Source organism: Corallococcus sp. EGB (assembly GCF_019968905.1).
GTDB lineage: Bacteria > Myxococcota > Myxococcia > Myxococcales > Myxococcaceae > Corallococcus.
Genome location: NZ_CP079946.1, coordinates 4107093 through 4128799, shown reverse-complemented (window position 1 = coordinate 4128799; position 21707 = coordinate 4107093). Strand labels below are relative to the sequence as shown.

The following is a 21707-nucleotide window of genomic DNA, read 5'->3' as shown; positions in this document are numbered from 1 at the left end:
CGGCGTCTTCCAGACACCCACGGCCCGGCCGCCGCCGGCGCCAACACCCCGGGAGTCCGCCCGATGGCATTCTTCGGCTTTGGTTCCAAGTCCCCCAAGTCCTCCAAACCCTCGCAGTCCGACGCCTCCTCCGAGCCCGCCGGGCCCGCCGAGCCGAAAGGCGAGAGCTTCCAGGCTCTGACGCTGGAGCAGCTGCGTTCGCTCCTCCCCCGGCTGCCCAGGGCGCGCGCGCAAGAGGTGCTGCCGCACCTGAACGACGCCATGTCCGAGGCGGGCATCAACACCCCGCGCCGCCAGGCCGCGTTCCTGGCGCAGCTGGCGCACGAGAGCGCCGAGTTCCGCTACTTCGAGGAGCTGGCGTCCGGCCGCGCCTACGAGCGGCGCAAGGACCTGGGCAACGTCAAGCCGGGCGACGGCATGCGCTACAAGGGCCGGGGGCCCATCCAGATCACCGGCCGCGCCAACTACCGCGCCGCGGGCAAGGCACTGGAGCTGGACCTGGAGGAGAACCCCGCGCGCGCGGCCGACCTGGACGTGGGCTTCCGCACCGCCGCCTGGTTCTGGAACAGCCGCGACCTCAACAAGCACGCCGACAAGGGCGAGTTCGACGCCATCACCCGGCGCATCAACGGCGGCTACAACGGCAAGGCCTCGCGCGACACCTACTACCAGCGCGCGCTGCGGCTGCTGGACAAGAAGTGACGCGCCCCCCGGCGGGCTCCATGCCGCCCCTGAAACACGAAGAGCCCGCGGCCTGCACAAGGCCGCGGGCTCCGGGGTCGTCCGGGCATCTACTTGCGCTTGGACGGACGCGGCGCGGGCTCGGCCGGCGCCTCCTCCGCGGGGGCGCTGTTGTCGGCGGACTCGGTGGCCTCGGTGGCCTCGGCGGCGCCGCCCGCCAGGTGCTTGCCTCCAGGGCGGAACAGCATGCGCACCGTGAGCTTGCTGGAGTCCTTCTCGTTGAGATCATGCAGGCGCGAGTGGTCCTTCCTGGCTCCGCCGCCGAAGAGGGAGAACCAGCGCTTGGGCTGCGGCTTGTCCTCGGGAATGTCGCTGTCCTGCTCCGTCATCTCGAACTCGAAGCTCGCGGAGACCTCCAGCTCCACCACGGAGAAGGAATAGTGCTTGCGGGCCGTCTCCTCCGCGATGTCCAGCGAGGACTGGACGGCCAGGATGAGGTCGTGGATGAGGACTTGCGCGTGGTCAGGCGTGGGGTTGGGCTTTGCCATGGGATGGGATGGGAGGAAGAAGGGTGGATGGCGGACCGCCACCGCCGGTGCTCCACAACGAAGCACCGGCGGCGACGGGGGTGTCTTGCTTCAGCGTGTTCCAGTCAGACCGACGACTGGCTTCAGGCACCGCCGCCGGTGGCGCCACCCTGGGCCGCGAGCACCGCCGCGGGCTTGATGGTGCACTTCACGGTGAGCCCCATGTGCTCCTTGTAGTCGAGCGTGAGCTTCTCCTTGATGCTCATGCGCCAGATGTTGAGGGAAACGTCCGTCTCGCTCTTGATCTCGAAGTCGCTCGTGAGGTTCACCTCGAAGTAGTACTCGGCGATCGTCATCGGGTCCATGCCCGAGGACATGAGGCGCTGCGCGGTGCGGGCGGCACCCGCGAACGCGATGATGTACGTGGACAGCTGTGCGGCTGACTGCATGGGCGTGCTCCTGGGGTTGGGTTGACGGCGACATGCCGGGCACTGCGTCCACAGGACGTCACGCGCCGTTTGTGTGTGAATGCCAACGCCAGACATCCATGGCTCACACGGCCGTCCTCCGCCGCGTCCTGCCCTCACACGCCCGACTTCCCGGGCGCGTGGCGCCAGGAGCCATCCCCAAGATGAGCACGCAGAACGTAGAACTGTTGTTGTCCCACGCCGATTCACACGAGCCGGTGGCCCCCGAGGGTCTGCCCGCCGACGCCGCGACACGGGCCCCGCTCGACGACGACGCGCGGGGGCGCGAGGAGAGCCACCTGTGGGACGATGGCGAGGACCCCAACTCCCTGCCCGCGCAGCGCTGGGGGCTGGTGGCGCCGGAGGGGCCGGAAGGTGACCGGCTGCTCGCGCTGATCGACCCCCTGCGCCGCCACCGGCAGGGACAGCAGGATGGCCACCCGGTGCGCGTGTACCGGGTGGGCCCGGAGCTGGCCGCGGAGGGGCGGAACCTGGAGGACTTCACCCGCTGGGTGCGCGTCGTGCTGGACGACGAAGCGGTGCCCGTGGAGGACCGGCCCCGCTACCTGCTCTTCCTGGGGGACTTCCACCAGGTGCCCTTCGAGCTGCAGCAGGCCGCGGCCCACGACGCCTACGTGGGGCGGCTGGCCTTCCGGCGCGACGAGGACTACGCGGCCTACGTGGACAAGGTGCTGCGCTGGGAGAACGCGCCGTCCGCGCAGCGTCAGCCCCGCTCGCTCTTCTTCACCGTCCACGACGGCACCGCCGCGACGCGGACGGGCTATCAGTCGCTGGTGGCCCCGGCCATCGCGTCAGCGCGGCAGGCGCGGGAGCTGGGCCGCTTTCCCGCGCGGGACGTGCTGGAGCTGGGCGCGCCGGGAGAACCCGGCGCCAACGCGCTCCTGGAGCAGGCCGCGCTCCAGGAACCCACCCTGCTCTTCTCCATGAGCCATGGCCTGGGCAGCCCCCGCGCGGGCTGGCGGAGCACCGACGCGAAGCTCGCGCTCCAGGGAGCGCTCAACCTGGGCGAGGGCCAGCACCTGGATGGCGCGGCGCTGGCCCAACGGCCGTTCCTGCCCGGCGGCATCTGGTTCCTCTTCGCGTGCTTCGGCGCGGGCACGCCGTCGCGCAGCGCCTTCCATCATTGGTTGAAGCAGTTGCAGGCGGGAGGCCAGTTCAGCGGGAGGCTGGACTCGCTCACCGCGGCGCTGCCCCGGCCCGGGGAGCGCCCCTTCGTCGCCGCGCTGCCGCAGTCCGCGCTGGCCAACCCCCAGGGGCCATTGGCGGTCATCGGCCACGTGGACCTGGCGTGGACGTATGGCTTCCAGGACCGCGACCACCGCCAGGGCAAGGTGTCCCGCTTCCTGGAGCCGCTCCAGCAACTGGCGCGGGGGCGGCGTGTGGGCCTGGGACTGAGCTGGCTGCTGCGCGGGGGCCACCAGGCCAACCTGGAGCTGACCACGCTGTATGACCAGGAGGAGGCGGCCCGGAGCGCCGGGAAGGCCTCCTCCGTGGATCCGCTGCGGCGCTCGCACCTGTGGATGCTCCGCCAGGACCTGGGCGGCTACGTGCTCCTGGGCGACCCCGCCGTGCGTCTGCCATTGGCCTCGCGCTGACGGTCGGGAACAACAAGACCCCGGGCGGCGCCAGGGCCACCCGGGGTTCGAGTCTGACGACGCCAGAGGCTCAGGCGGAGCGGTGCCCGCCGCGCTCCACCCCCTGCAGCGTGAGGTTGCGCAGGGTGTCGTCGGCCAGCTCGAACAGGTGGGCCTGCGCCTTGAGCAGCTGCTCGCGAGCCAGCTGCTCCAGCGCGTAGAACGGCGCCAGGGTCTCCAGCGCCTTGCGCCCCCACTCCTCGTGCTGCGAGCGCAGCGGCCTCACGGCGGCATCCCCCTCCACGAACTGCCGGGAGTATTCGAGCGCGGAGCGCTGGACGGCGACGGCCTGGTGCAGCAGGCCCCGCCCCAGGTCCATCAAGTGGGCATACGGATCGACTCTCTTCGCTTCGGTCATGGCATGGCTCCTTCGGGTTGCGACAGGTGGACGCTGCTAGAGGCGGTGGACGACGGCGCCCCCTTCGGCCGGCGCCTGGGCCTCGTCACTGAACGCCTGGGGGCCGCTCGCCACGGACTGCGTCCACGGTGAGCTCGCCAGGGCGCGCGCCATGTCGCGGTAGCCGTCCGCGCGGCGCTCCGCGATGGAGGCGCGGGAGAACTCCGCGTCGCTGCTGGAGATCTGGTGCGCGCCGCGCTGGTACGTCAGGTGGATGATGTCCAGCCTGGGCGCGGGCTTCGCCAGGGGCTCGTCGCTGAACGCGAGCGGCGAGGACGCGGACATGTGTCGCGTCACCTGGGTCGAGGTCCGGCGCAGGTTCCACACGGTCGCGAACTGGTCCACCTGCTGCGACGCGCGGCCCGCGAACTGGATGGACTTCATGCGCCAGCTCGCCTCGTCCAGGTTCTGCGGCAGCGGGGCGCGCGCCTCGAACAGGTCGATCATGAAGACGAGCGAGTGCCGCTGGGGCGGGTCATCCAGGATGGCGTTGAGCGGCGTATTGGTGACGCAGCCGCCGTCCCAGTACAGCTCCCCGTCGATGACGCTGGGCGGGAAGGCGGGCGGCAGCGCGCCGCTGGCGAGCACGTGCTCCGGCCCCAGGGCGCAGCGCGTGTTGTCGAAGAACACCAGGTGGCCGTCGCTCACGCGGGTGGCGCCCAGGCTCAGCCGCGTCGCGCGAGAGTTGATGTAGTCGAAGTCCACCAGCCGCCGCAGCGTCGAGCGCATGGGCCGGGTGGTGTAGAAGCTCAGCGCCTCCGGCGAGCCCGGCGGCGCGAACAGCGGGGACAGCGCGCGGGGCGCGTAGAAGCCGGGCTGACCGAAGAGCAGGCTGGTCAGGTGGCTGCCCAGGTTGAAGAGCTGGCGCAGGCGCCCCTTGAGGAGCGAGCCCCACTCACTGCCCGGCCAGGACACCTCGCGCCAGAACGCCTCCAGCCGCTCGAGCCGCTGCTCCGGGCGGTTGCCCGCGACCAGCGCGGCGGTGAAGGCGCCAATGGAGATGCCGGAGACCCAGTCCGGACGCAGGCCGGCCTCCTCCAGGGCCTGATAGGCCCCCACGTGATAGGCGCCCAGCGCCCCGCCGCCTTGAAAGACGACGATGACCTGCGGGCGCTCCTGGGGTGCTTGCGGCTGTGTCATGGCTGTCCTCTCGCGGGTGCTGCGGTGGAGTGCCGCCCCGGAGGCGCGGGAGCTGATGGATCCCAATCCACCCTTCCCAGATCCCCCGCTCCCCCGAGGCAGCGCTCCAGGGACGTCCGCGCCCGCGCGCTTGTGAATCCACGCCAGGCCGCTCGGGTCGCGCCATTCACACCCGGCGGGCGTCCGCGTCCTTCTGGCGCAGCTCTCAACCCCGGAGACAGACATGAGTGGACGCGTGGCAGTGGTGACAGGAGGAACGCGCGGCATTGGGGCCGCGAGCGCCGACGCCCTGCGGCAGCAGGGATACCGCGTGGCGGTCACCTACAATGCGAATGAGCAGGCGGCGCAGAGCTTCACGGGGCGCACCGGCATCCCGGCGTTCCGCTTCGACGCCGCCAACACCGCGCAGTGCGCCGTGGGCGTGAAGAAGATCGTCGACACGCTGGGCCCCATCGAGGTGCTGGTGAACAACGCCGGCATCACCCGGGACGCCATGCTGCACAAGATGACGCCCGAGCAGTGGAACGAGGTCATCCAGACGAACCTCACCTCGTGCTTCAACCTGTGCAACGTGGTGGTGGGCCCGATGCGCGAGCGGGGCTTCGGCCGCATCATCAACATCGGCTCCATCAACGGGCAGACGGGCCAGCTGGGCCAGACGGCCTACGCGGCGGCCAAGGCCGGCATGCACGGCTTCACCCTGGCGCTGGCGCGTGAGGGCGCCGCCCGCGGCGTCACCGCCAACCTCATCGCGCCGGGCTACATCGACACGGACATGATGCGCACGGTGCCTCCGGACGAGCTGGCGCGCATTCGCGTGCGCATCCCCGTGGGCCGCCTGGGGCACTCCGACGAGATCGCCCGCGCCGTGACGTTCCTCGCCTCCGACAAGGCCGGCTTCATCACCGGCTCCACGCTCACCATCAACGGTGGGCAGCACATGTACTGAAGGAGCCCGCGGATGGACGCATCCCTGGAGCCCATGCGGCGCGCCTTCCTGGAAGTCCTCCTCCGGCTGGCGATGGATCCCCAGCGGATGCTCGCGGCGGGAGTCGACCTGTGGGGACGCTCCCTGCGCGGGGGCGTCCCCCCGGAGTCCCCCCCTCCCGCGCCGGACCGCCGCTTCCGGGCCCCGGCGTGGAGCGAGCAGCCCTTCTTCGACGGCCTGCGCCGCGCGTACCTCACCGGCGCGGGCTGGCTGGAGGACCTGGTGGCCCAGGCGCCGGGCGTGGACCGGCACACGGCGCACCAGGCCCGCTTCTACGCGCGCCAGCTCACCGACGCGCTGTCTCCGTCCAACTTCCCCGCGCTCAACCCGGAGGTGCTCCGCGCCGCGCGCGAGTCCCACGGCCTGAGCCTGCTCAAGGGACTGGAGGCGCTGTGCGAGGACCTGGCGCGGGGCCAGGGCCAACTGGCGACGCGCATGACGGACCGGCGGACGTTCCGGCTGGGGGAGAACCTGGCCACCACGCCGGGCGACGTGGTCCATGAAGAGCGCCTGTTCCAGCTCATCCAGTACCGGCCCACCACGCCCACCGTCCACCGCCAGCCGCTGCTGGTGGTACCGCCGTGGATCAACAAGTTCTACATCCTGGACCTGCGCCCGGAGAACTCGTTCGTCCGCTGGGCGGTGGAGCGCGGGTACACGGTGTTCCTCATCTCCTGGGTGAACCCCGACGAGACGCACGCGGACGTGGAGTGGGAGGACTACCTCGTGCACGGGCTGCTCGCCGCGCTCAAGGCCGTCACCCGCGCCACCGGCGAGGAGCGGGTCTCCGCGCTGGGCTACTGCATTGGAGGGACGCTGCTGGCGTCGGGGCTCGCGTGGCTCGCCGCCCGGGCTGACGCACGCGTCGCCAGCGCGACGCTGCTCACCACGCAGGTGGACTTCAGCGAACCGGGGGATCTGGGGGCCTTCATCGACGCGCCGCGGTTGGAGCGGCTGGAGGCCCACATGCGCGAGCGCGGCTATCTGGAGGGGCTGGAGATGATGACCACCTTCAACCTGCTCCGGGCGAGGGACCTGGTCTGGCCCTTCGTGGTGAACAACTACCTGCTCGGTCGGGAGCCGGCCCCGAGCGATTTCCTCGCGTGGAGCACCGACCCCACGCGCATGCCCGCGCGCGCGCACGCGACGTACCTGCGGGAGCTGTACCTGCACAACCGCCTGGTCCAGCCAGGCGCGCTATCGCTCGCGGGCGTCCCCCTGGACCTGGGCCGCGTGAAGACGCCCCTCTACGTGCAAGCCTGCCGGGAGGACCACATCGCGCCCTTCCGCTCGGTGTATCGGGGAGCGAGGCACTACCGGGGACCCGTGCGGTTCGTGCTCGCGGGCTCGGGCCATGTCGCCGGCGTCATCAACCCGCCGTCCGCGAACAGGTATCGTCATTGGATCCCGAGGCCCCATGGGGGTGCGTCATCCGGGAACGCAACCGCGTCCTCCGAAAACGCGACTGGGATTGCGTCATCGGGAAACGCACTCGCGTCGCTCGGGAACGCAATTGGGATTACGCCTGATGACAAAACGAATGCGTTTGCGTTGGGATCGGACGCGCCAGCGTCATTCGCGGACGCGGATGGGATTGCATCGCTTCCGGACGCGGACGCGTGGCTCCAGGACGCGGTGGAGCGCCCGGGCTCATGGTGGACGGACTGGGACGGTTGGCAGTCCGCGCGCTCGGGCGGACGCGTCCCGGCTCGCGTCCCCGGCGAGAGAGGGCTGCGAATCATTGAAGCGGCGCCGGGGCGCTACGTGCGCTCGCGCAGCCTCCCGGAATGAGGAGCGTGAGCCGTGTTCCGTCGGCCTGCCTGGACGGAGCACGGGCTTGCGCTCAGCGGGGGCACGGCTCTTGCGACAGGGTGGTCCGAAGGATGCCGTACGCGAGCTGGATGCGCTTTCTCACGTTGCAGTGGGTCAACCGGAGCTGTTCCGCGATGTCGGCATAGGACATGTCCTGGAGGTAGCGCATCACCAGGGGCCCCCTCAAATTGGCGGGCAGCGCCTGGATGCATTCGTGGACCGCCGCGGCGCTCTCGCTCTGGAGCAGGCCCGCGTCGGGCAGCAGCTCCGGGGACTGCGGCTCCGCGGACTCCAGGCCTTCCATCCGCTCCTCGGCGTCGCCCCAGCGCTGGCGCTCGCGGTGGATGTCCATACATACGTTGTGGAGGATGCGTCCCAGCCAGGCCCTCGGGTTGAGGATCTTCCCGGGCGACACGTATTTCTGATGGGCCCGGAGCATCGCGGTGTCCACCGCGTCCTCCGCGTCAGCCACATTCCCTCCCATCAGCCGCAGCGCGTGCTGGAACAATGGTTCCCTGTACTGCGCCCACACATTCCAGAAAGAGGGATTGGTGTTTTCTTTCACGGTTTCCAGTGCTCCAAAAGTGCATCTGGAAACGGTGCAGCGAGATGTCTGTGAATAAGCCTTGAACCATCCCCGAAACGACTTGCGGGAAAATCCGCTGGAAATCACAAACCGTAGCGTCCGGCGTCTTCCCGGCGTTCCCCCCGAACGCATGGCGGAGCCAATGAGCGCGCGACAGGAAGCAGAGCCGGACAGCCTTGAGGAAGAGAGCCCGCTGAAGGAGCACCTCGCACTCCAGTGGAGCAGGCAGGCGGGCGCGAGCTTCCCGAAGTTGCGGGTGGGGCACCTGGAGGGCGACGAGCGCGGCGTCTTCGCCAAGGTGCCCATCGCGCCAGGAGAGGAGGTGCTGCGGGTGCCGCGCGCGTGCCTGGTGACGCTGGAGGTCGCCAGAGCGTCGGACATCGGCCGGCTCATCGACGCGCACGCGCCCGGCACGAGCGAGGAGTGCTACCTGGCGGCGTTCCTGCTCCAGGAGCAGGAGCGGGAGGACTCGGCCTGGAAGCCGTACCTGGACGTGCTGCCCCGGTCCTTCCCGCACCTGCCGCTGTTCTTCGACGCGCAGGAGCTGTCGCTGCTCCAGGGCTCCTCCGCGCTGCGCGAGGTGGCGCGGTGGAGGGAGCTGCTGCTCGCGCGCTACGTCGCGCTGGCGGAGCGGGTGCCGGGCTTCGCGCGCTTCACGCCCGAAGCGTATCTCTGGGCACAGCACGTGTTGATCAGCCGCACCTTCGGCCTGACGGTGGCGGGCACGCTCACGCGGTGCTTCGTGCCGGTGGCGGACATGCTCAACCACCGCGCCTCGCCGCGCCTGGCGTGGGGCAACACGGAGGAGGGAGACGCCTTCGTGCTGGTGGCGCGCGAGCCGGTGGCCGCGGGCGAGGAGCTGCACATCAGCTATGGCGTCAAGCCGAGCTGCCGGTTCCTCCTGAGCTACGGCTTCGTGCCGGAGGACAACCCGGACGACACGCTGGTGCTCTACCTGGGCGTGCCCGAGGACGCGGTGGAGGCGGAGGGAAAGCGGGAGCTGCTCGCGCTGGCGACTCCGGCGTCGCGGCGCCGCTTCGAGGTGCCGCTGCACTCCGGGCACTCCTCCACCGTGGCGATGTTCTCCTTCCTGCGCGTGGCGTGCGCGAACGCGCGGGAGCTGACCCGGCTCACCGAGGAGGCCCGCGAGGAGCAGGGCCTGGGCGAAGTGGCACCGCTGAGCGCGGAGACGGAGGAGCGCGTCTTCCGATCCCTCCACGACGCGTGCGAGGCGCGGCTCGCGGGCTTCGGGACCACGCTGGAGGAGGACGAGCGGTTGCTTCGGGAGGCGGACCTGTCGCGCAACGCGCGCAACTGCCTGCTCTTGCGACGCGGAGAGAAGCGGCTGCTGCACGCCTACGCGGGCCTCGCGCGCGCCTCCCTCTCCGCGCTGAGCCCCACCCCGCCCGCGGGCGGATGAACCGGCTTCATTCGCGGACCTCAGGACGACAGGACATGACCATGGACAAGAAGATCATCGCGGTGGTGGGAGCAACAGGCGACGAGGGAGGCAGCCTCGTGCGCGCCATCCTCGCGGACACGCGGGGCGGCTTCACGGTGCGCGCGCTCACGCGCCAGCCGGGCTCGGAGCTGGCGCGCCGGCTGGCGAAGCTGGGCGCGGAGGTCGTCGCGGCGGACGTGAGCGACGCGAAGAGCCTGAAGGCCGCGTTCACCGGAGCGCACGGCGCCTTCTGCGTCACCAGCTACTGGGAGCGGCCCGACCCGGAGCGCGAGCTGGCACAGGCTCGGACGCTGGCGCACGCCGCGAAGGAGGCGGGGGTGGCGCACGTCATCTGGTCCACCCAGGAGGACACCCGGCACCTCATCCCTCCGGAAGACACGCGGATGCCCATGCTCAAGGGGCACTACCGCGTGCCGCAGTTCGACGTGAAGGGCGCGAGCGACGCGTTCTTCAGCGGCCTGGACCTGCCCGTGACGTTCGTGCGCACCTCGTTCTCGTGGGAGAACCTGCTGTCGTTCGGATTGGGAGGAAAGCGCAACGCCGACGGGGCGCTCGACTTCGTGCTGCCCACGGAGGACCGGAAGCTGCCTGGCATCGCCACGGAGGACGTGGGCGGCTGCGTCCACGGCATCTTCCAGCGCGGGCCGGAGGCGTGGGCGGGCCGGACGGTGGGGCTGGCCAGTGAACACCTGACGGGCCAGGAGATCGCCCGGACGCTGAAGCTGGTGTTGGGACAGGAGGTGGTCTTCCACTCCATGGAGCCGGAGGTCTACCGGACGTTCAACTTCCCCGGCGCGCCGGAGTTCGCGAACATGTTCCAGTTCATGCGGGACTTCTCGCCGGAGTACTGCGCCGCCAGGGACCCCGAGCTCACCCGCGAGCTCAATCCCCAGGTGCTGTCGCTGGCCGGCTGGCTCGAACGCAACAAGGCCCGCTTCGTGCGCACGGCGTGACGCCCTTCCATGGCGAGCGGCGGGCCCTGCCTCCCAGTCCGCGGAGGCAGGGCGTCTCTCCGGCCGCGCCGGAGCTCAGACCGTGATTTCGCGGCCTCCCCCGCCCACCCCAGGGGGAGGCGGCGGAGGCCCCTTGTCCCAGCCATCCTTCCAGAAGAGTCCCATCGCGCCCTGGCAGCTGAGGAAGAACAGCGCGGGGGTGACGATCCTCTTGGGCAGGTACTTCACGAGCTCCTTGCCGATGACCCAGCTGAAGGCCGAGCCACCGATCAGCTGCCCCACCTGCTGCTTTCCCCAGTCGAGGGTGTTCTGCTGAGCCTCGGGAGGCAGCGCGTTCCAGAGGGTCGTGACGAGCGACGGATCGACGTTCAGCCCCGCGGCGTACTGGAAGCCGGCCCTCAGCGCCCGGGCCGTGAGCAGGTTGTGGTACTGGATCACCTGCTGCTGCTGGGGCCCCTGCAGGCCCAGCTGCCCGAGGGTGCGGAGCCCACCGACAACCAGCTGGGGAGGCTTGCTCGCGAGGCCGTAGTAGAGGCCCCAGAAGAAGGGGTACTGCTTCTGCTTTTCGTCACCGTTCACGGTCACCACTCCTTGGATGTGGGAGTCATCTCCCACGAAGAAGACGGTGGAGCCGCTCGCGAGTGAAGCTCAGGGCTCGCGGAAGCCGCCGCGCACCCACGCGTTGGCGATGTCCCGGGTGAACTTGAAGTTCACCGGCACGCGATGCTTCGCGACGGTCGCGCCCGCGTCGTCGACGGCCGAGAGCAGCGCGTGGGGTTCGTACTCATCGGCCACCATCTCCAGCCGGACCTCGTACCACCGGCCCTCCCAGGCGATGGACAGCTTCCGCGTCATGGCCTGCTCGCGCTGTCGCGCGGAGCGATCCAGGACCTCCGAGGCCGTCTTCACGAAGGTCGCGAACGCCGTCGCATCGAAGGGCTTGGGATTCTTCTTGTCGCGCCCCATCACCCACGGACTGACGAGGACGGGCTCGGAGAGCCCCTGCTTGCGGATCTCCACGGCCCAGCCATCGTCCTCCTCGTTCTTGATGACCCTGGCGGACCAGCCGTTCTTCCGCCAGAACGTGGGCTCCATCACTTCGGGTTCGGCGGGCGAGTGCTCGTTGCTCATGGGGATGCCTCTTACCCCCAGGTCCCTCGCGAAGTCCCCCTCCACGAACCGGAGCGGAGGTCATTCGCCCAGGAACTCCACGAGCGCTCGAGCGAGCGCCTTGGGGCCCACGGCGTGCGCCTGTTCCTTCTGGGTACAGTGAAGGTCCCCAACGTGGCGCTTCACCGAGAAGGACTTGCGGTTCGGGTGAAGCGTCCCGCCGTCCGGGACAAGGGTTCGGGACTTCACGTTGAGGCCGCGCCCCGCCGCCAGAAGCTTCCCTCACGTTAGGCTTGCCTCATGGCAAGCCACCGCGTCTATCTAATCCCCGGCTTCTTTGGCTTTACGCAGATGGGTGACAAGGAAACGGAGCGCATCGCCTACTTCCAGAACGTCCCCGAGTTGCTCCAGCAGCGGTTCAAGGAACGCGGCATCGATGCGCAGGTGCATGCCGTGCCTTCCTCCCCCACCGCCGGGCTGGCGGTGCGGGCCCGCGACGTGTTCCGCGAGATGGCTCGGACCGCGAACGAGGACAATGCGCAGCTCCACCTCGTGGGGCACTCCACGGGCGGACTGGATGCACGGAGTGTCGTCTCGCCGCGCATGGCCCAGGAGGCCCCGGACTTCGTCAGGCGCGTGCGCTCCGTCGTGAGCATCGCCACCCCCCACTATGGCACCCCGCTGGCCACCTACTTCCACCAGGGCCACGTGGGGAAGACGCTGCTGCGCTATCTGTGGCTCCTCACCTTCTTCACCCTGCACCGCAAGGTCATGCCCTTGCGGAGCGCCGTGCTCCAGGCGTGCTACTGGCTCGTCCTGAGGAGCGAACAAGCGAAGCTTCCGCCCAACATCTTCAATCAGGTCTTCCGGCTGACGGCGGACCTCTCCGAGAACGAGCGCGAAGAGCTCCTCCGGTTCTTCGGCCAGGTGGGCGAGAGCCAGGCGCTGATCCATGACCTGATGCCGGCCAGCGTGCAGGCCTTCAACGCGCTCACCGCGGACCGCGGAGGCGTGCGCTACGGCTGCGTCGTCACCGGCGCGCCGCCGCCCAGGCCGGCCCTCCACCTGCTGCCGACCACGGACTCGCTCCTCTACGGAATCTTCTCCTTCCTGTACGAGAAGAGCGCGCCCCTGTCCCGACAGCTCCAGACGCCCGAGCCCACGGGGGTCCAGTCCCAGGCCCTCCAGGCGGTCCTCGGCAGGAACTTCGAGTCCCGGAGCGACGGCATCGTCCCCAGCCGCTCCCAGGTCTGGGGACAGGTCGTCCACGTCGCGGCCGCGGACCACCTGGACGTCACCGGCCACTTCGACCAGCCCCCGGATTACATCAGCTGGCTGAAGTCGGGCTCCCGCTTCCAGGAACCGCAGTTCCAGACGCTGTGGGATCGGATCATCGACTTCACGGTGGGCGGCGCAGCGACTGTTCACCCAGGCACGTCAGCGGGGGAACGCGTGTCCGCGCACGGGTGACGTCCGCGCCGTCCCGGCGGACATCATCCCCTCCGCCGGAGCAGGTCGGCACGCATCGCCTCCACGTCGTCCTTGGCCTCCTTCAGGCCTACGCCGTGAAGGTCGCGGTAGAGCTTGATGGCCTGGATGAGGTTGTTGTCCCAGATGGCCTGCTCGATGGCGGCGTTCGCCTCTGCATCGGACAGAGCCTGACGACTGGGAAGGGCCGTGGAGGCCCGGCCATCCCGCATCGCGTCCACCGCGTCCTTGGCCTCCTTCAGGCCTACGCCGTGGAGGGCGCGGTAGAGCTTGATGGCGTCAATCGTCTGCCCGGCCTGGATCAACTCCGCGAGGCGCTCCTGCCCCTTCTCCGGAGACAGCGCGGTGGGCGGCTCCGCGGGCTGCTCATGCCTGGAGGAGCGCCACCAGGAGCCCACGAGGGCTCCCACGACCACCGCGATCACCAACAACACGAGGAATGACGGAGACATCCCACGAGCATACACCGGCCCCGGCCCCCTCGACGTGTCAGGGCAGGAAGGGCTCCGCGACGCGGGTCAGATGGGCGCCCCCTGCGGTTCGCTCGACTCTTCCTGATGCCGCTCCGGGGGGGCCATGAACTCGGGGCCCACGGGGTCACGCACGGACTCATTCACCACCGAGTCCATGTACATCAGGGCCTCGCCGTCGAGACTCCAGCCCATCACGTCCCGCAGCGGAGCCAGCTCGCCGGGGTGACGGGCGCCCCACAGCGCGACCGTGACGCCGGGCTGATCCAACACCCAGCGGATCGCGAGCGGGAGCATGCCCTTGTCGTAGCGCTCGCGCGCGAACTGCGTGAGCCGCTGGACCGCCTGCAGGTACTGCGCGTAGCGCGGAGGCTGGAACTTCGGGTCGGTCTTTCGCAGGTCGTCTCCTTCGAAGCGGGTGCTCTCGTTCATGCCTCCGGTCAGGAGCCCACGGCAGAGCGCACCGTAGGTCAGCGTGGACAGGCCATTCGCACGACACCAGGGGATGATGTCCGCCAGCGCCTGCCGCTCGAAGAGGTTGAGCGGGGGCTGCGCGGCGGCGAGCGGTGCCACACGGCGGAACCGCTCCATCGCCTCGATGGAATAGTTGGAGACGCCAATCGCGCGGATCCTTCCAGCGCGCTGAAGGTCGAGCAGCGCCTGCGCGGTCTCCTCGTACGGCGTGGCGAAGTCCGGCCAGTGGACCTGGTAGAGGTCGATGTAGTCGGTGCGCAGACGCGTGAGCGAGATCTCGATCTCCTCGAAGAGCCGCCGCCGTGACGAGTTGCGGATGACGCCCTCCCCGCGCTGCTCCAGGCCCACCTTGGTCGCCACGACGACCCGCTCACGCCCTCCCCGCTCGGCGATCGCCCGGCCCACGACCTCCTCCGAGTGTCCGAAGCCGTAGGCCGGCGCGGTGTCGATGAGCGTGACGCCCATGTCGAGCGCCGCGTGGATGGTCCGCACCGACTCATCGTCGTCGGTGCCTCCCCACTGTGTCCCGCCCATGGCCCAGGTCCCCAGGCCCACCCGGCTGACAGGGGTCGAAACGCCGGGAATCGATGCGTACTCCATGGCTCACCTCCGTGACACTTCGGTGTGCACCGCCTCCCCGCGAATCAAGCTGTCGTCCGGCATGGGCAGGGAGCCACCTCCCCCTCTTCAGCGCGCGCAGGAGTGGCACGGCCGCACGGTGTGGCTGGCCGGCCACCGCGCTCCACCTTGAGGGCGTGCACATCTGAAAGACGTACCCGTCATTGCGAGAGGTGCGGCATGCGAGCGGTGGCTGTCTTTCCAGGGACGCGTGAGGTCCGCCTCATCGAACGGCCGGAGCCCCCGCCCGTGAAGGGCTCCCAGGTGCTCCTGAAGGTCCTCGAGGTGGGCATCTGCGGCACGGACCGGGAGATTGGCGCCTTCGAGTACGGGACGCCGCCTCCAGGCTCCGACCACCTCGTCATCGGGCACGAGGCCCTGGCCGAGGTGACGGAGACGGGCCCGGACGTCACCCTGGTCCGAAAGGGGGACCTCGTCGTCCCCACCGTCCGCAGGCCCTGCCCCCATGCCCGCTGTCATCCCTGTCGCGCGGAACGTCAGGACTTCTGCATCACGGGGGACTTCCGGGAGCGAGGCATCAAGGAGGCACACGGCTTCCTCCAGGAGTGGGTGGTGGAGGACGAGGAGCACCTGGTCGTGGTGCCCCGCAAGCTCTCCGATGTGGCGGTCCTGACGGAGCCGCTCACCGTCGCGGCCAAGGCCGCGGAGCAGGCACAGGCCGTTCAGCAGCGGCTTCCCTGGGAGCGTCAACGCGTGCGCGCCCTGGCGCTCGGCGCGGGGCCGGTGGGGCTCCTGGGCGCCATGAGCATGGTGGTGAACCACTTCGACACCTTCGTCTACTCGCTGGAGTCCGCGACGAGCGAACGCGCGGACCTCGTCCGCTCCCTCGGTGCCACCTACGTCTCCGGGAAGGACGTGCCGCTCGGGGAGCTGGGGCAGAAGCGCGGCACCTTCGACATCATCTATGAAGCGGTGGGCGTGTCGAAGGTCGCGTTCGCGGCGCTTGAAGCGCTGGGCCCGAACGGGCTCTTCATCTTCACCGGCATCCCGGCTCACGGCCGCCCGAACCCCATCGATACCGACACCCTCATGCGCAACATCGTGCTGCGGAACCAGCTGCTCCTCGGGACCGTGAACGCGAGCCGGAGTGCCTACGCGCTGGCGCTCCGGGAGCTCGAGCAGGGGATGTTCCTGTTCCCTCAGAGCCTGCGCTCCCTCATCACCCACCGGACGCCCATCCAGGAGGCGCCCGCGCTGATCACGCGACACAGCGGCATCAAGCAAGTGGTTCAGCTGACGTCGGGCCGGCGAGACTGAGGCTCCCTCCTCCGGCCGGGCAGTCTGCGGCGCGGCGTTGCGTGGGACGGTGGCACATCCCAACTTCCGGGCATGTCCTCCCCCCTCGAGCACTACGGTCTCATCGGCGACCAGACGACCATCGCACTGGTGTCCCGCAGCGGGTCCATCGACTGGATGTGCCTGCCGCGCATCGACTCCGATGCCTGCTTCGCCAGGCTGCTCGGGACCAAGGAGCACGGCTACTGGAGCCTCCGGCCCTCGGCGCCGGTCCGGTCCGTCCAGCAGCGCTACCGGCCGGAGACGCTGGTGTTGGAGCGGGAGATCACCTGCGATGCCGGCAAGGCGCGCGTCATCGACTTCATGCCTCCGGGAGAGGTCGAGCACGACATCATCCGCATCGTCGAGGGACTCGAAGGGGAGGTCCCGATGCATGCGGACCTCCGCGTGCGCTTCGCCTACGGCAAGCTGACGCCGTGGATCCAATGCGAAGGCCGCCACGCCACCCTGACCTCGGGTCCGGACGCGCTCTCCTACAGCAGCTCGGTCCCCTTCACACCGGACTGGGACGCGGCGCGCCTGGAAGCGGACTTCGTCATCCGCGCAGGCGAGCGGCTCCCCTTCTCCCTGACGTTCTATGAGTCGCACCGGCCCGCGCCGGGGCACTCCATCGATGCGGAGCGGGACCTGGTGCGGACCGAGCGGCACTGGCGCGAATGGGCCAGCCGCTGCCGGTACGAGGGGCCCTATCGCGACGCCGTGGTGCGCTCGCTCATCACCCTGAAGGCGCTCACCTACGAGCCGACCGGCGGCATCGTCGCGGCGCCCACCACGTCGCTCCCCGAGGAGCTCGGCGGGGTCCGCAACTGGGACTACCGCTACTGCTGGCTTCGCGATGCGTCCCTCACGATCGAAGCGCTGATGCGGGGAGGCTACCTCGACGAGGCGCGCGCCTGGCGCGACTGGCTGCTGCGGGCCGTGGCCGGCGCCCCGGCCCAGGCGCAGATCATGTACGGCGTCGCCGGCGAGCACCGCCTCACCGAGGTCGCGCTGCCCTGGCTCCCCGGCTACGAGGAGTCGAGGCCGGTGCGCATCGGGAATGCCGCGTACGATCAGTTCCAGCTCGACATCTACGGCGAGACGCTGAACGCCATGTATGAGGCGCGCGTGTACGGGATGCCGGAGGAGGGCTCGCTCCCCTGGGACATGCTGAGGGTGCTCGTCGACTTCATGGAGACGCGCTGGCAGCGCCCGGACGAGGGCATCTGGGAAATCCGCAGCAAGCAACACCTCCACTTCACGCACTCGAAGCTGATGGCGTGGGTGGCGGTGGATCGAGGCGTCCGCTTCATCGAGGAGTTCGGCGCCAACGCGCCGGAGAAGCTGAGGCAGCGCCTGAACCGCTGGCGCGCGCTGCGCGAGGAGATCCGCGCCGACATCCTGTCGCGCGCCTTCAATCCACGCCTGAACGCCTTCACGCAGTCCTACGGCTCGGACGCGCTCGACGCGAGCGTGCTCCTGATGCCTCACATGGGCTTCCTGCCCGCGGATGACCCGCGCATGCAGGGCACCGTCGCCGCCATCGAGATGGGCCTCACCTGGGATGGGTTCGTGGAGCGCTACTCGACGGAGACGGGCGTGGACGGGCTGGCGGGCAACGAGGCCACGTTCCTCATCTGCAGCTTCTGGCTCGTGGACAACTACATCATGGCGGGCCGACTCGAAGAGGCGGAGGCGCTGTTCCAGCGCCTCATCTCCGTCCGGAACGACCTGGGCCTGCTGGCCGAGGAGTACCACCCCGGGCTGCGCCGCCAGCTCGGCAACTTCCCGCAGGCGTTCTCCCACGTCGGCCTCATCAACAGCGCCGTGCTGCTCGAGGCGAAGCGGGCAGGACGCGACGTGTCGTTCGCCGCCAGGGTCGCCGCGAGCCTGCATTAGGCGCGCAAAAGAGCGGTGCGCGGGCAGGACCGCACCCGCGCGCCTCGGCGTGTCAGCGCGTCAGGGGCACTTGCTGACCATCAGCTCCCCGCCATCGTTCGTGGCATTGATGCGGAAGCTGAACACGTAATTGCCGGCCTCCGGGATGGCGATGGAGGACTCCTTGCCGGGGCCCGCGGCGCGCGACATCGGCTGCTCCGAGGCAATCACCACCGGGGCCGCGTCCAACACCGCGAGCTCCGTCGACCAGTCCGCGCTGGCGAACTTGAAGGTATAGGCGGTGACGTCCGGCTCGTTGACCACCACCTGGTAGATGTTGTCGCCCTTGTAGGCGAAGCGGCGGCTGGCGGGCGTCGCACCGAAGTTGTCCCCACCGACATAGCTCCCCCGGATGAAGAGCTCCTTGCCGAGAGGACCGGCCCCGTCGACCGTCGGAGCGTCGCAACGGGCCAGCGGTCCCTGGCCGGAGAGCCCGCCTCCCGGGCCGGTCTGCGGTCCGTCGGCGGTGGGCGAGGCGATGACGAAGAACCGGCCCTCGTACGGCCTCAGCGCAATCACATACTGGCCATCCGAGAGGGCCACATCGGTGCCTCCCAGCAGGGCGACGAGGGCGCCCGCGCTGCCAATGGCCGTCCCGGCCACGGTGATGACCGCGGGAGTCGCCTTCGCGTTCAACACATACAAGACGTGGTCGGTGCCCGTGTCCTTGCGGTCGACGTAGACGCTGTCATCCGAGTAGATGTGCGTCCGGCTGCCATTCGCCAGCGCCGGGTGGGCATCGCGCAGCGCCATCAGGGAAGCGACGTAGTGCTTCAGGTCCGCCTGCGCGGGCGTCAGCACCGTGGCGGGCGCCCCCACCGTGGTCGGAATCCCTTCCACGATAGCGGAGGTCCGGGACACATGGTCGTCGCAGACGCCCCGGACGGCACAGGTCGCGTTGTCCTCCTTGGCCGCGAAGCCTGGCAGTTCCTGTCCGACCTCGTCGCCGTAGTAGAGGGTGATGGGGCCGCTGTAGTCGGCCATGAAGCTGAAGGCGGCCTTGTGCCGCGCCCACCAGGCGCCGTCCTGGGGCTCCGCCAGGCCTCCTCGCTGGAGGAGATCGCCGAAGCGGACCAGGTCGTGGTTCGTCAGCATCAGGTTGGGCATCGCGTGGGCTGGATACGCCAGCTGGTTCTGATACCCGGCCTGGAGGTTGCTCGCCGCGCGGTTCCCCGTGCCGGACTCCTCGACGGCCAGGGTCTGCACCAGGCTGTAGCGCATCGGGAAGTCGAACGCGGACAGCAGCGCGGGGCTCGCGGCGGTGCCAAAGCCGTGGCTGGCGATGTCCGCCGGCCCGCTCCAGATCTCCGCCACCATGTATCCCAGCGGATGGACCGTCTGCCCGGCCGCGTTCGTGTAGCTCACGTCCGCCGCGGCACCGGCGACGGCGGTCCGCAGGTCGTCCCAGTACTGGACCGGAACCTGAGCGGCCTGATCCACGCGCCAGCCGTCGATCTTGTATTCGGTCACCCAGTGCGTGGCGACCTCCTTGAAGAAGTCGAGGTCGTCCGGATACACGGCCGCCCGCCCGGTGCCGCCCTGCTGCCCCGTGGTGGAGAGCGTGCGGCCCTGCGGCGAGGCGTAATCACTGGCATTGACCTTGAAGTGGCCGAACACGCCGTCCAGGAAGACATACATCCCGCGGGCATGGGCGCGCTCCACCAGCTCCTTCAGCTTGGCGTTGGTGCCGAACTTCGGATCGACGTTGAAGTAGTCCGAGGCGAAATAGCCCGTGGCATCGAGCCGGCTGGCCCAGTCGTCCTGGCCGCTCACGGGCACGCTCGTGAAGATGGGGGTCAGCCAGAGGGCGTTGACGCCCGTCGACTGGATGGCGTCGAGGCTGTTGATGATGCCTTGCAGGTCGCCCTTGTGATGGCTGGTGCCGTAGCCGGTGTTGTAATCCGCGGTGCTGTCGCCGTCGACGAAGGCCTCGACCATCACCTGGTAGAGGCGGAGGTTGCACTCGGGTTCGCCGTTGCCCTTGAAGCAGGCCAGGCGGCTGTCGGTCCGTGTCGCGGCGACGGTGACGCTCGCGGTGTACGGCGCGCCTGCATCCATCCCCGCGTCCACGCCGCCATCGCCCGTGCCAGCGTCGACACCCGCATCCACCACGCCTGCATCCACACCCCCATCCGCCGGGGGCGGCGGCTGGGTTCCTCCATCGCCTCCACCGCCCTCGCCCTGGCAGGCGGCCAGGACACCCGCCATGGCCAGCGTGAGCAGGGACTTCCGCCAATGCATGCCAGCGCTCCTTCGGGGTCGATGCCCCATGAGAATCCACGGGGCAGCATACCGTCGGCGGGGCGAGCTCCATTCCTCCAAGTCCAGCCGGGCATGCCGCGGGGGCGAGTACACGACACACCGGTGGAATCGTGGCCCCCGGCGTGATGGACGCGTCACCGCGCCGGTGTCAGCACGCGGGAGCCATCCAGGGGATTGGACCAGCGCTCATGTCCGAGCGCCCCATCGCCGCCACGCCCACGAGCACGCCGGATACGTCGGGCTCCAGTGGTTCCGGTCGCCCGGCGTATCCGCGTCGGGTGCATGAGGTGGCTAGCGGCGGGGCTTCGCGATGAGCGCGTTCGCCGCCTCCGGCCTGGCGTGGCACTCCAGCAGCGCGCGGAGGATGAGCGGAGCGACGATGGTGGCGTCCGATTCGATGACGAACATCGGCGTCGTTTCGGTCAGCTTGTCCCAGGTGATCTTCTCGTTGGGCGTGGCGCCCGAGTACGAGCCGTAGGACGTCGTCGAATCGCTGATCTGGCAGAAGTAGGCCCACGGCTTCACCGGCTTCTGCAGGTCGTACTTCGTGGACGGGACCACGCAGATGGGGAAGTCGCCGGCGATGCCGCCGCCAATCTGGAAGAAGCCGACGCCCTGCCCCGCGGAGAGCTCCGCGTAGCGATCGTAGAAGTCAGCCATGTATTCGATGCCGGACTTGGCGATGCTCGCGTTGCATTCGCCTGTCTTCACGTAGGACGCGAAGATGTTGCCGAACGTCGAGTCCTCGTAGCCGGGGACGACGATGGGCAGCCGGCGCTTCGCCGCCTCCAGCAGCCAGCAGTCCTCGGGGTTGCCCTCGTACGCGGACGGCTCCAGCGCCAGGACGATGTCGTAGAAGTACTCGTGCCAGAAGCGCCGCTCGCCCCGCTCGGAGGCGCCCTTCCACATCGGGACGACGATCTTCTCCACCGCGCGGAACGCCTCGTCCTCGGGGATGCTCGTGTCGGTGACCCGCCGCATCCGCTGCTCCAGGATGCGCGTGTCGTCCTGCTTGGTGAAGTAGCGGTACTCCGGGAAGTCCTTGTAGGAGTCATGCGCGACGAGCCGGAAGAGCGACTCCTCCAGGTTCGCGCCCGTCACCGACAGGCCGTGGATGAGCCCCGCGCGGATGGCGGGGGCCAGGGTGATGCCCAGCTGCGCGGACGACATCGCGCCCGCGACGCTCCAGAACATCCGGCCTCCGCTGGAGACGTGCTGCCAGTACGACAGCAGCGCGTCGCGCGTGGCGCGGGCGTTGAAGTTCTTGTAGTTCGACAGGACGAACTCGAGCAGGGGGAGCTCGGACGTGCTCATGGGGTGCCTCCGGCGACAACGTGGTTGAAGCTCGGGAGGCAACGGTTGAGCAAAGCCACCCGAGGACAC

At 69.5% G+C, this 21707-nt stretch carries 20 protein-coding genes; 9 read left to right on the top strand and 11 right to left on the bottom strand.

The window, feature by feature from the left end; translation table 11 throughout:
- Positions 1-63: 63 nt before the first annotated feature.
- A complete protein-coding gene (locus KYK13_RS17415; protein WP_223645713.1) occupies positions 64-702 on the top strand; it encodes a glycoside hydrolase family 19 protein in 639 nt (212 codons plus the stop codon).
- Between the two features lie 89 nt (positions 703-791).
- Here the strand turns inward: KYK13_RS17415 and KYK13_RS17410 are convergent, their stop codons facing one another.
- Both KYK13_RS17410 and KYK13_RS17405 read right to left on the bottom strand, forming a co-directional pair.
- Positions 792-1229, bottom strand: coding sequence for a hypothetical protein (locus KYK13_RS17410; RefSeq protein WP_223645711.1), 438 nt, complete (start codon positions 1227-1229; stop codon positions 792-794).
- 122 nt (positions 1230-1351) lie between these two features.
- Positions 1352-1657, bottom strand: coding sequence for a hypothetical protein (locus KYK13_RS17405; protein ID WP_223645710.1), 306 nt, complete (start codon positions 1655-1657; stop codon positions 1352-1354).
- A gap of 182 nt (positions 1658-1839) precedes the next feature.
- On the opposite strand from KYK13_RS17405, the gene KYK13_RS17400 reads away from it, so the two are divergent.
- Entirely contained in the window at positions 1840-3291 is a 1452-nt protein-coding gene (locus tag KYK13_RS17400) for a hypothetical protein (RefSeq protein WP_223645708.1), read from the top strand.
- 70 nt (positions 3292-3361) lie between these two features.
- Here the strand turns inward: KYK13_RS17400 and KYK13_RS17395 are convergent, their stop codons facing one another.
- Together KYK13_RS17395 and KYK13_RS17390 are read right to left on the bottom strand one after the other, a co-directional pair.
- Entirely contained in the window at positions 3362-3688 is a 327-nt protein-coding gene (locus KYK13_RS17395; RefSeq protein ID WP_223645706.1) for a hypothetical protein, read from the bottom strand.
- A gap of 36 nt (positions 3689-3724) precedes the next feature.
- Entirely contained in the window at positions 3725-4867 is a 1143-nt protein-coding gene (locus KYK13_RS17390) for a patatin-like phospholipase family protein (protein WP_223645704.1), read from the bottom strand.
- A gap of 223 nt (positions 4868-5090) precedes the next feature.
- On the opposite strand from KYK13_RS17390, the gene phbB reads away from it, so the two are divergent.
- Both phbB and KYK13_RS17380 read left to right on the top strand, forming a co-directional pair.
- Entirely contained in the window at positions 5091-5816 is a 726-nt protein-coding gene (gene phbB, locus KYK13_RS17385) for an acetoacetyl-CoA reductase (RefSeq protein WP_223645702.1), read from the top strand.
- Between the two features lie 12 nt (positions 5817-5828).
- Complete coding sequence (locus KYK13_RS17380; RefSeq protein ID WP_223645700.1) at positions 5829-7646, top strand: alpha/beta hydrolase; 1818 nt, start codon at positions 5829-5831, stop codon at positions 7644-7646.
- A gap of 52 nt (positions 7647-7698) precedes the next feature.
- Here KYK13_RS17380 and KYK13_RS17375 read toward each other — a convergent pair whose 3' ends face one another.
- Positions 7699-8385: an RNA polymerase sigma factor gene (locus tag KYK13_RS17375; RefSeq protein WP_223645698.1), complete on the bottom strand. Its 687-nt coding sequence runs from the start codon at positions 8383-8385 to the stop codon at positions 7699-7701.
- A gap of 10 nt (positions 8386-8395) precedes the next feature.
- Between KYK13_RS17375 and KYK13_RS17370 the strand changes: the two genes are divergently transcribed.
- Together KYK13_RS17370 and KYK13_RS17365 are read left to right on the top strand one after the other, a co-directional pair.
- Positions 8396-9673: an SET domain-containing histone-lysine N-methyltransferase gene (locus KYK13_RS17370; protein ID WP_223645696.1), complete on the top strand. Its 1278-nt coding sequence runs from the start codon at positions 8396-8398 to the stop codon at positions 9671-9673.
- Positions 9674-9708: 35 nt separating this feature from the next.
- On the top strand, positions 9709-10668 hold the full coding sequence (locus KYK13_RS17365; protein WP_223645694.1) for an NmrA/HSCARG family protein: 960 nt from the start codon (positions 9709-9711) through the stop codon (positions 10666-10668).
- Positions 10669-10743: 75 nt separating this feature from the next.
- Here the strand turns inward: KYK13_RS17365 and KYK13_RS17360 are convergent, their stop codons facing one another.
- Positions 10744-11247: a hypothetical protein gene (locus KYK13_RS17360; RefSeq protein ID WP_223645692.1), complete on the bottom strand. Its 504-nt coding sequence runs from the start codon at positions 11245-11247 to the stop codon at positions 10744-10746.
- A 69-nt stretch (positions 11248-11316) separates the two neighbouring features.
- The gene (locus KYK13_RS17355; RefSeq protein WP_223645690.1) at positions 11317-11799 is read right to left on the bottom strand and encodes a hypothetical protein; all 483 of its coding nucleotides are present in this window, start codon (positions 11797-11799) and stop codon (positions 11317-11319) included.
- Between the two features lie 330 nt (positions 11800-12129).
- On the opposite strand from KYK13_RS17355, the gene KYK13_RS17350 reads away from it, so the two are divergent.
- Entirely contained in the window at positions 12130-13248 is a 1119-nt protein-coding gene (locus tag KYK13_RS17350) for a triacylglycerol lipase (RefSeq protein WP_223645688.1), read from the top strand.
- A 23-nt stretch (positions 13249-13271) separates the two neighbouring features.
- Here KYK13_RS17350 and KYK13_RS17345 read toward each other — a convergent pair whose 3' ends face one another.
- Both KYK13_RS17345 and KYK13_RS17340 read right to left on the bottom strand, forming a co-directional pair.
- Entirely contained in the window at positions 13272-13718 is a 447-nt protein-coding gene (locus tag KYK13_RS17345) for a hypothetical protein (RefSeq protein WP_223645686.1), read from the bottom strand.
- 66 nt (positions 13719-13784) lie between these two features.
- Positions 13785-14810, bottom strand: coding sequence for an aldo/keto reductase (locus tag KYK13_RS17340; protein WP_223645685.1), 1026 nt, complete (start codon positions 14808-14810; stop codon positions 13785-13787).
- Between the two features lie 198 nt (positions 14811-15008).
- On the opposite strand from KYK13_RS17340, the gene KYK13_RS17335 reads away from it, so the two are divergent.
- The gene (locus tag KYK13_RS17335; RefSeq protein WP_223645684.1) at positions 15009-16106 is read left to right on the top strand and encodes a glucose 1-dehydrogenase; all 1098 of its coding nucleotides are present in this window, start codon (positions 15009-15011) and stop codon (positions 16104-16106) included.
- Positions 16107-16178: 72 nt separating this feature from the next.
- Positions 16179-18023: a glycoside hydrolase family 15 protein gene (locus KYK13_RS17330; RefSeq protein ID WP_223645683.1), complete on the top strand. Its 1845-nt coding sequence runs from the start codon at positions 16179-16181 to the stop codon at positions 18021-18023.
- A gap of 60 nt (positions 18024-18083) precedes the next feature.
- Here KYK13_RS17330 and KYK13_RS17325 read toward each other — a convergent pair whose 3' ends face one another.
- Positions 18084-20303, bottom strand: a complete 2220-nt coding sequence (locus KYK13_RS17325) for an alpha-amylase family glycosyl hydrolase (RefSeq protein WP_223645682.1) — start codon at positions 20301-20303, stop codon at positions 18084-18086.
- Positions 20304-20615: 312 nt separating this feature from the next.
- A complete protein-coding gene (locus KYK13_RS17320) occupies positions 20616-21638 on the bottom strand; it encodes a deoxyhypusine synthase family protein (RefSeq protein ID WP_223645681.1) in 1023 nt (340 codons plus the stop codon).
- Positions 21639-21707 lie beyond the last annotated feature (69 nt).

Coding starts and splice junctions, on each gene's coding strand:
- KYK13_RS17415 (WP_223645713.1), top strand. CDS start 64: ATGGCATTCTTCGGCTTTGGTTCCAAGTCCCCCAAGTCCTCCAAACCC.
- KYK13_RS17410 (WP_223645711.1), bottom strand. CDS start 1,229: ATGGCAAAGCCCAACCCCACGCCTGACCACGCGCAAGTCCTCATCCAC.
- KYK13_RS17405 (WP_223645710.1), bottom strand. CDS start 1,657: ATGCAGTCAGCCGCACAGCTGTCCACGTACATCATCGCGTTCGCGGGT.
- KYK13_RS17400 (WP_223645708.1), top strand. CDS start 1,840: ATGAGCACGCAGAACGTAGAACTGTTGTTGTCCCACGCCGATTCACAC.
- KYK13_RS17395 (WP_223645706.1), bottom strand. CDS start 3,688: ATGACCGAAGCGAAGAGAGTCGATCCGTATGCCCACTTGATGGACCTG.
- KYK13_RS17390 (WP_223645704.1), bottom strand. CDS start 4,867: ATGACACAGCCGCAAGCACCCCAGGAGCGCCCGCAGGTCATCGTCGTC.
- phbB (WP_223645702.1), top strand. CDS start 5,091: ATGAGTGGACGCGTGGCAGTGGTGACAGGAGGAACGCGCGGCATTGGG.
- KYK13_RS17380 (WP_223645700.1), top strand. CDS start 5,829: ATGGACGCATCCCTGGAGCCCATGCGGCGCGCCTTCCTGGAAGTCCTC.
- KYK13_RS17375 (WP_223645698.1), bottom strand. CDS start 8,385: ATGCGTTCGGGGGGAACGCCGGGAAGACGCCGGACGCTACGGTTTGTG.
- KYK13_RS17370 (WP_223645696.1), top strand. CDS start 8,396: ATGAGCGCGCGACAGGAAGCAGAGCCGGACAGCCTTGAGGAAGAGAGC.
- KYK13_RS17365 (WP_223645694.1), top strand. CDS start 9,709: ATGACCATGGACAAGAAGATCATCGCGGTGGTGGGAGCAACAGGCGAC.
- KYK13_RS17355 (WP_223645690.1), bottom strand. CDS start 11,799: ATGAGCAACGAGCACTCGCCCGCCGAACCCGAAGTGATGGAGCCCACG.
- KYK13_RS17350 (WP_223645688.1), top strand. CDS start 12,130: ATGGGTGACAAGGAAACGGAGCGCATCGCCTACTTCCAGAACGTCCCC.
- KYK13_RS17345 (WP_223645686.1), bottom strand. CDS start 13,718: ATGTCTCCGTCATTCCTCGTGTTGTTGGTGATCGCGGTGGTCGTGGGA.
- KYK13_RS17340 (WP_223645685.1), bottom strand. CDS start 14,810: ATGGAGTACGCATCGATTCCCGGCGTTTCGACCCCTGTCAGCCGGGTG.
- KYK13_RS17335 (WP_223645684.1), top strand. CDS start 15,009: ATGCGAGCGGTGGCTGTCTTTCCAGGGACGCGTGAGGTCCGCCTCATC.
- KYK13_RS17330 (WP_223645683.1), top strand. CDS start 16,179: ATGTCCTCCCCCCTCGAGCACTACGGTCTCATCGGCGACCAGACGACC.
- KYK13_RS17325 (WP_223645682.1), bottom strand. CDS start 20,303: ATGCATTGGCGGAAGTCCCTGCTCACGCTGGCCATGGCGGGTGTCCTG.
- KYK13_RS17320 (WP_223645681.1), bottom strand. CDS start 21,638: ATGAGCACGTCCGAGCTCCCCCTGCTCGAGTTCGTCCTGTCGAACTAC.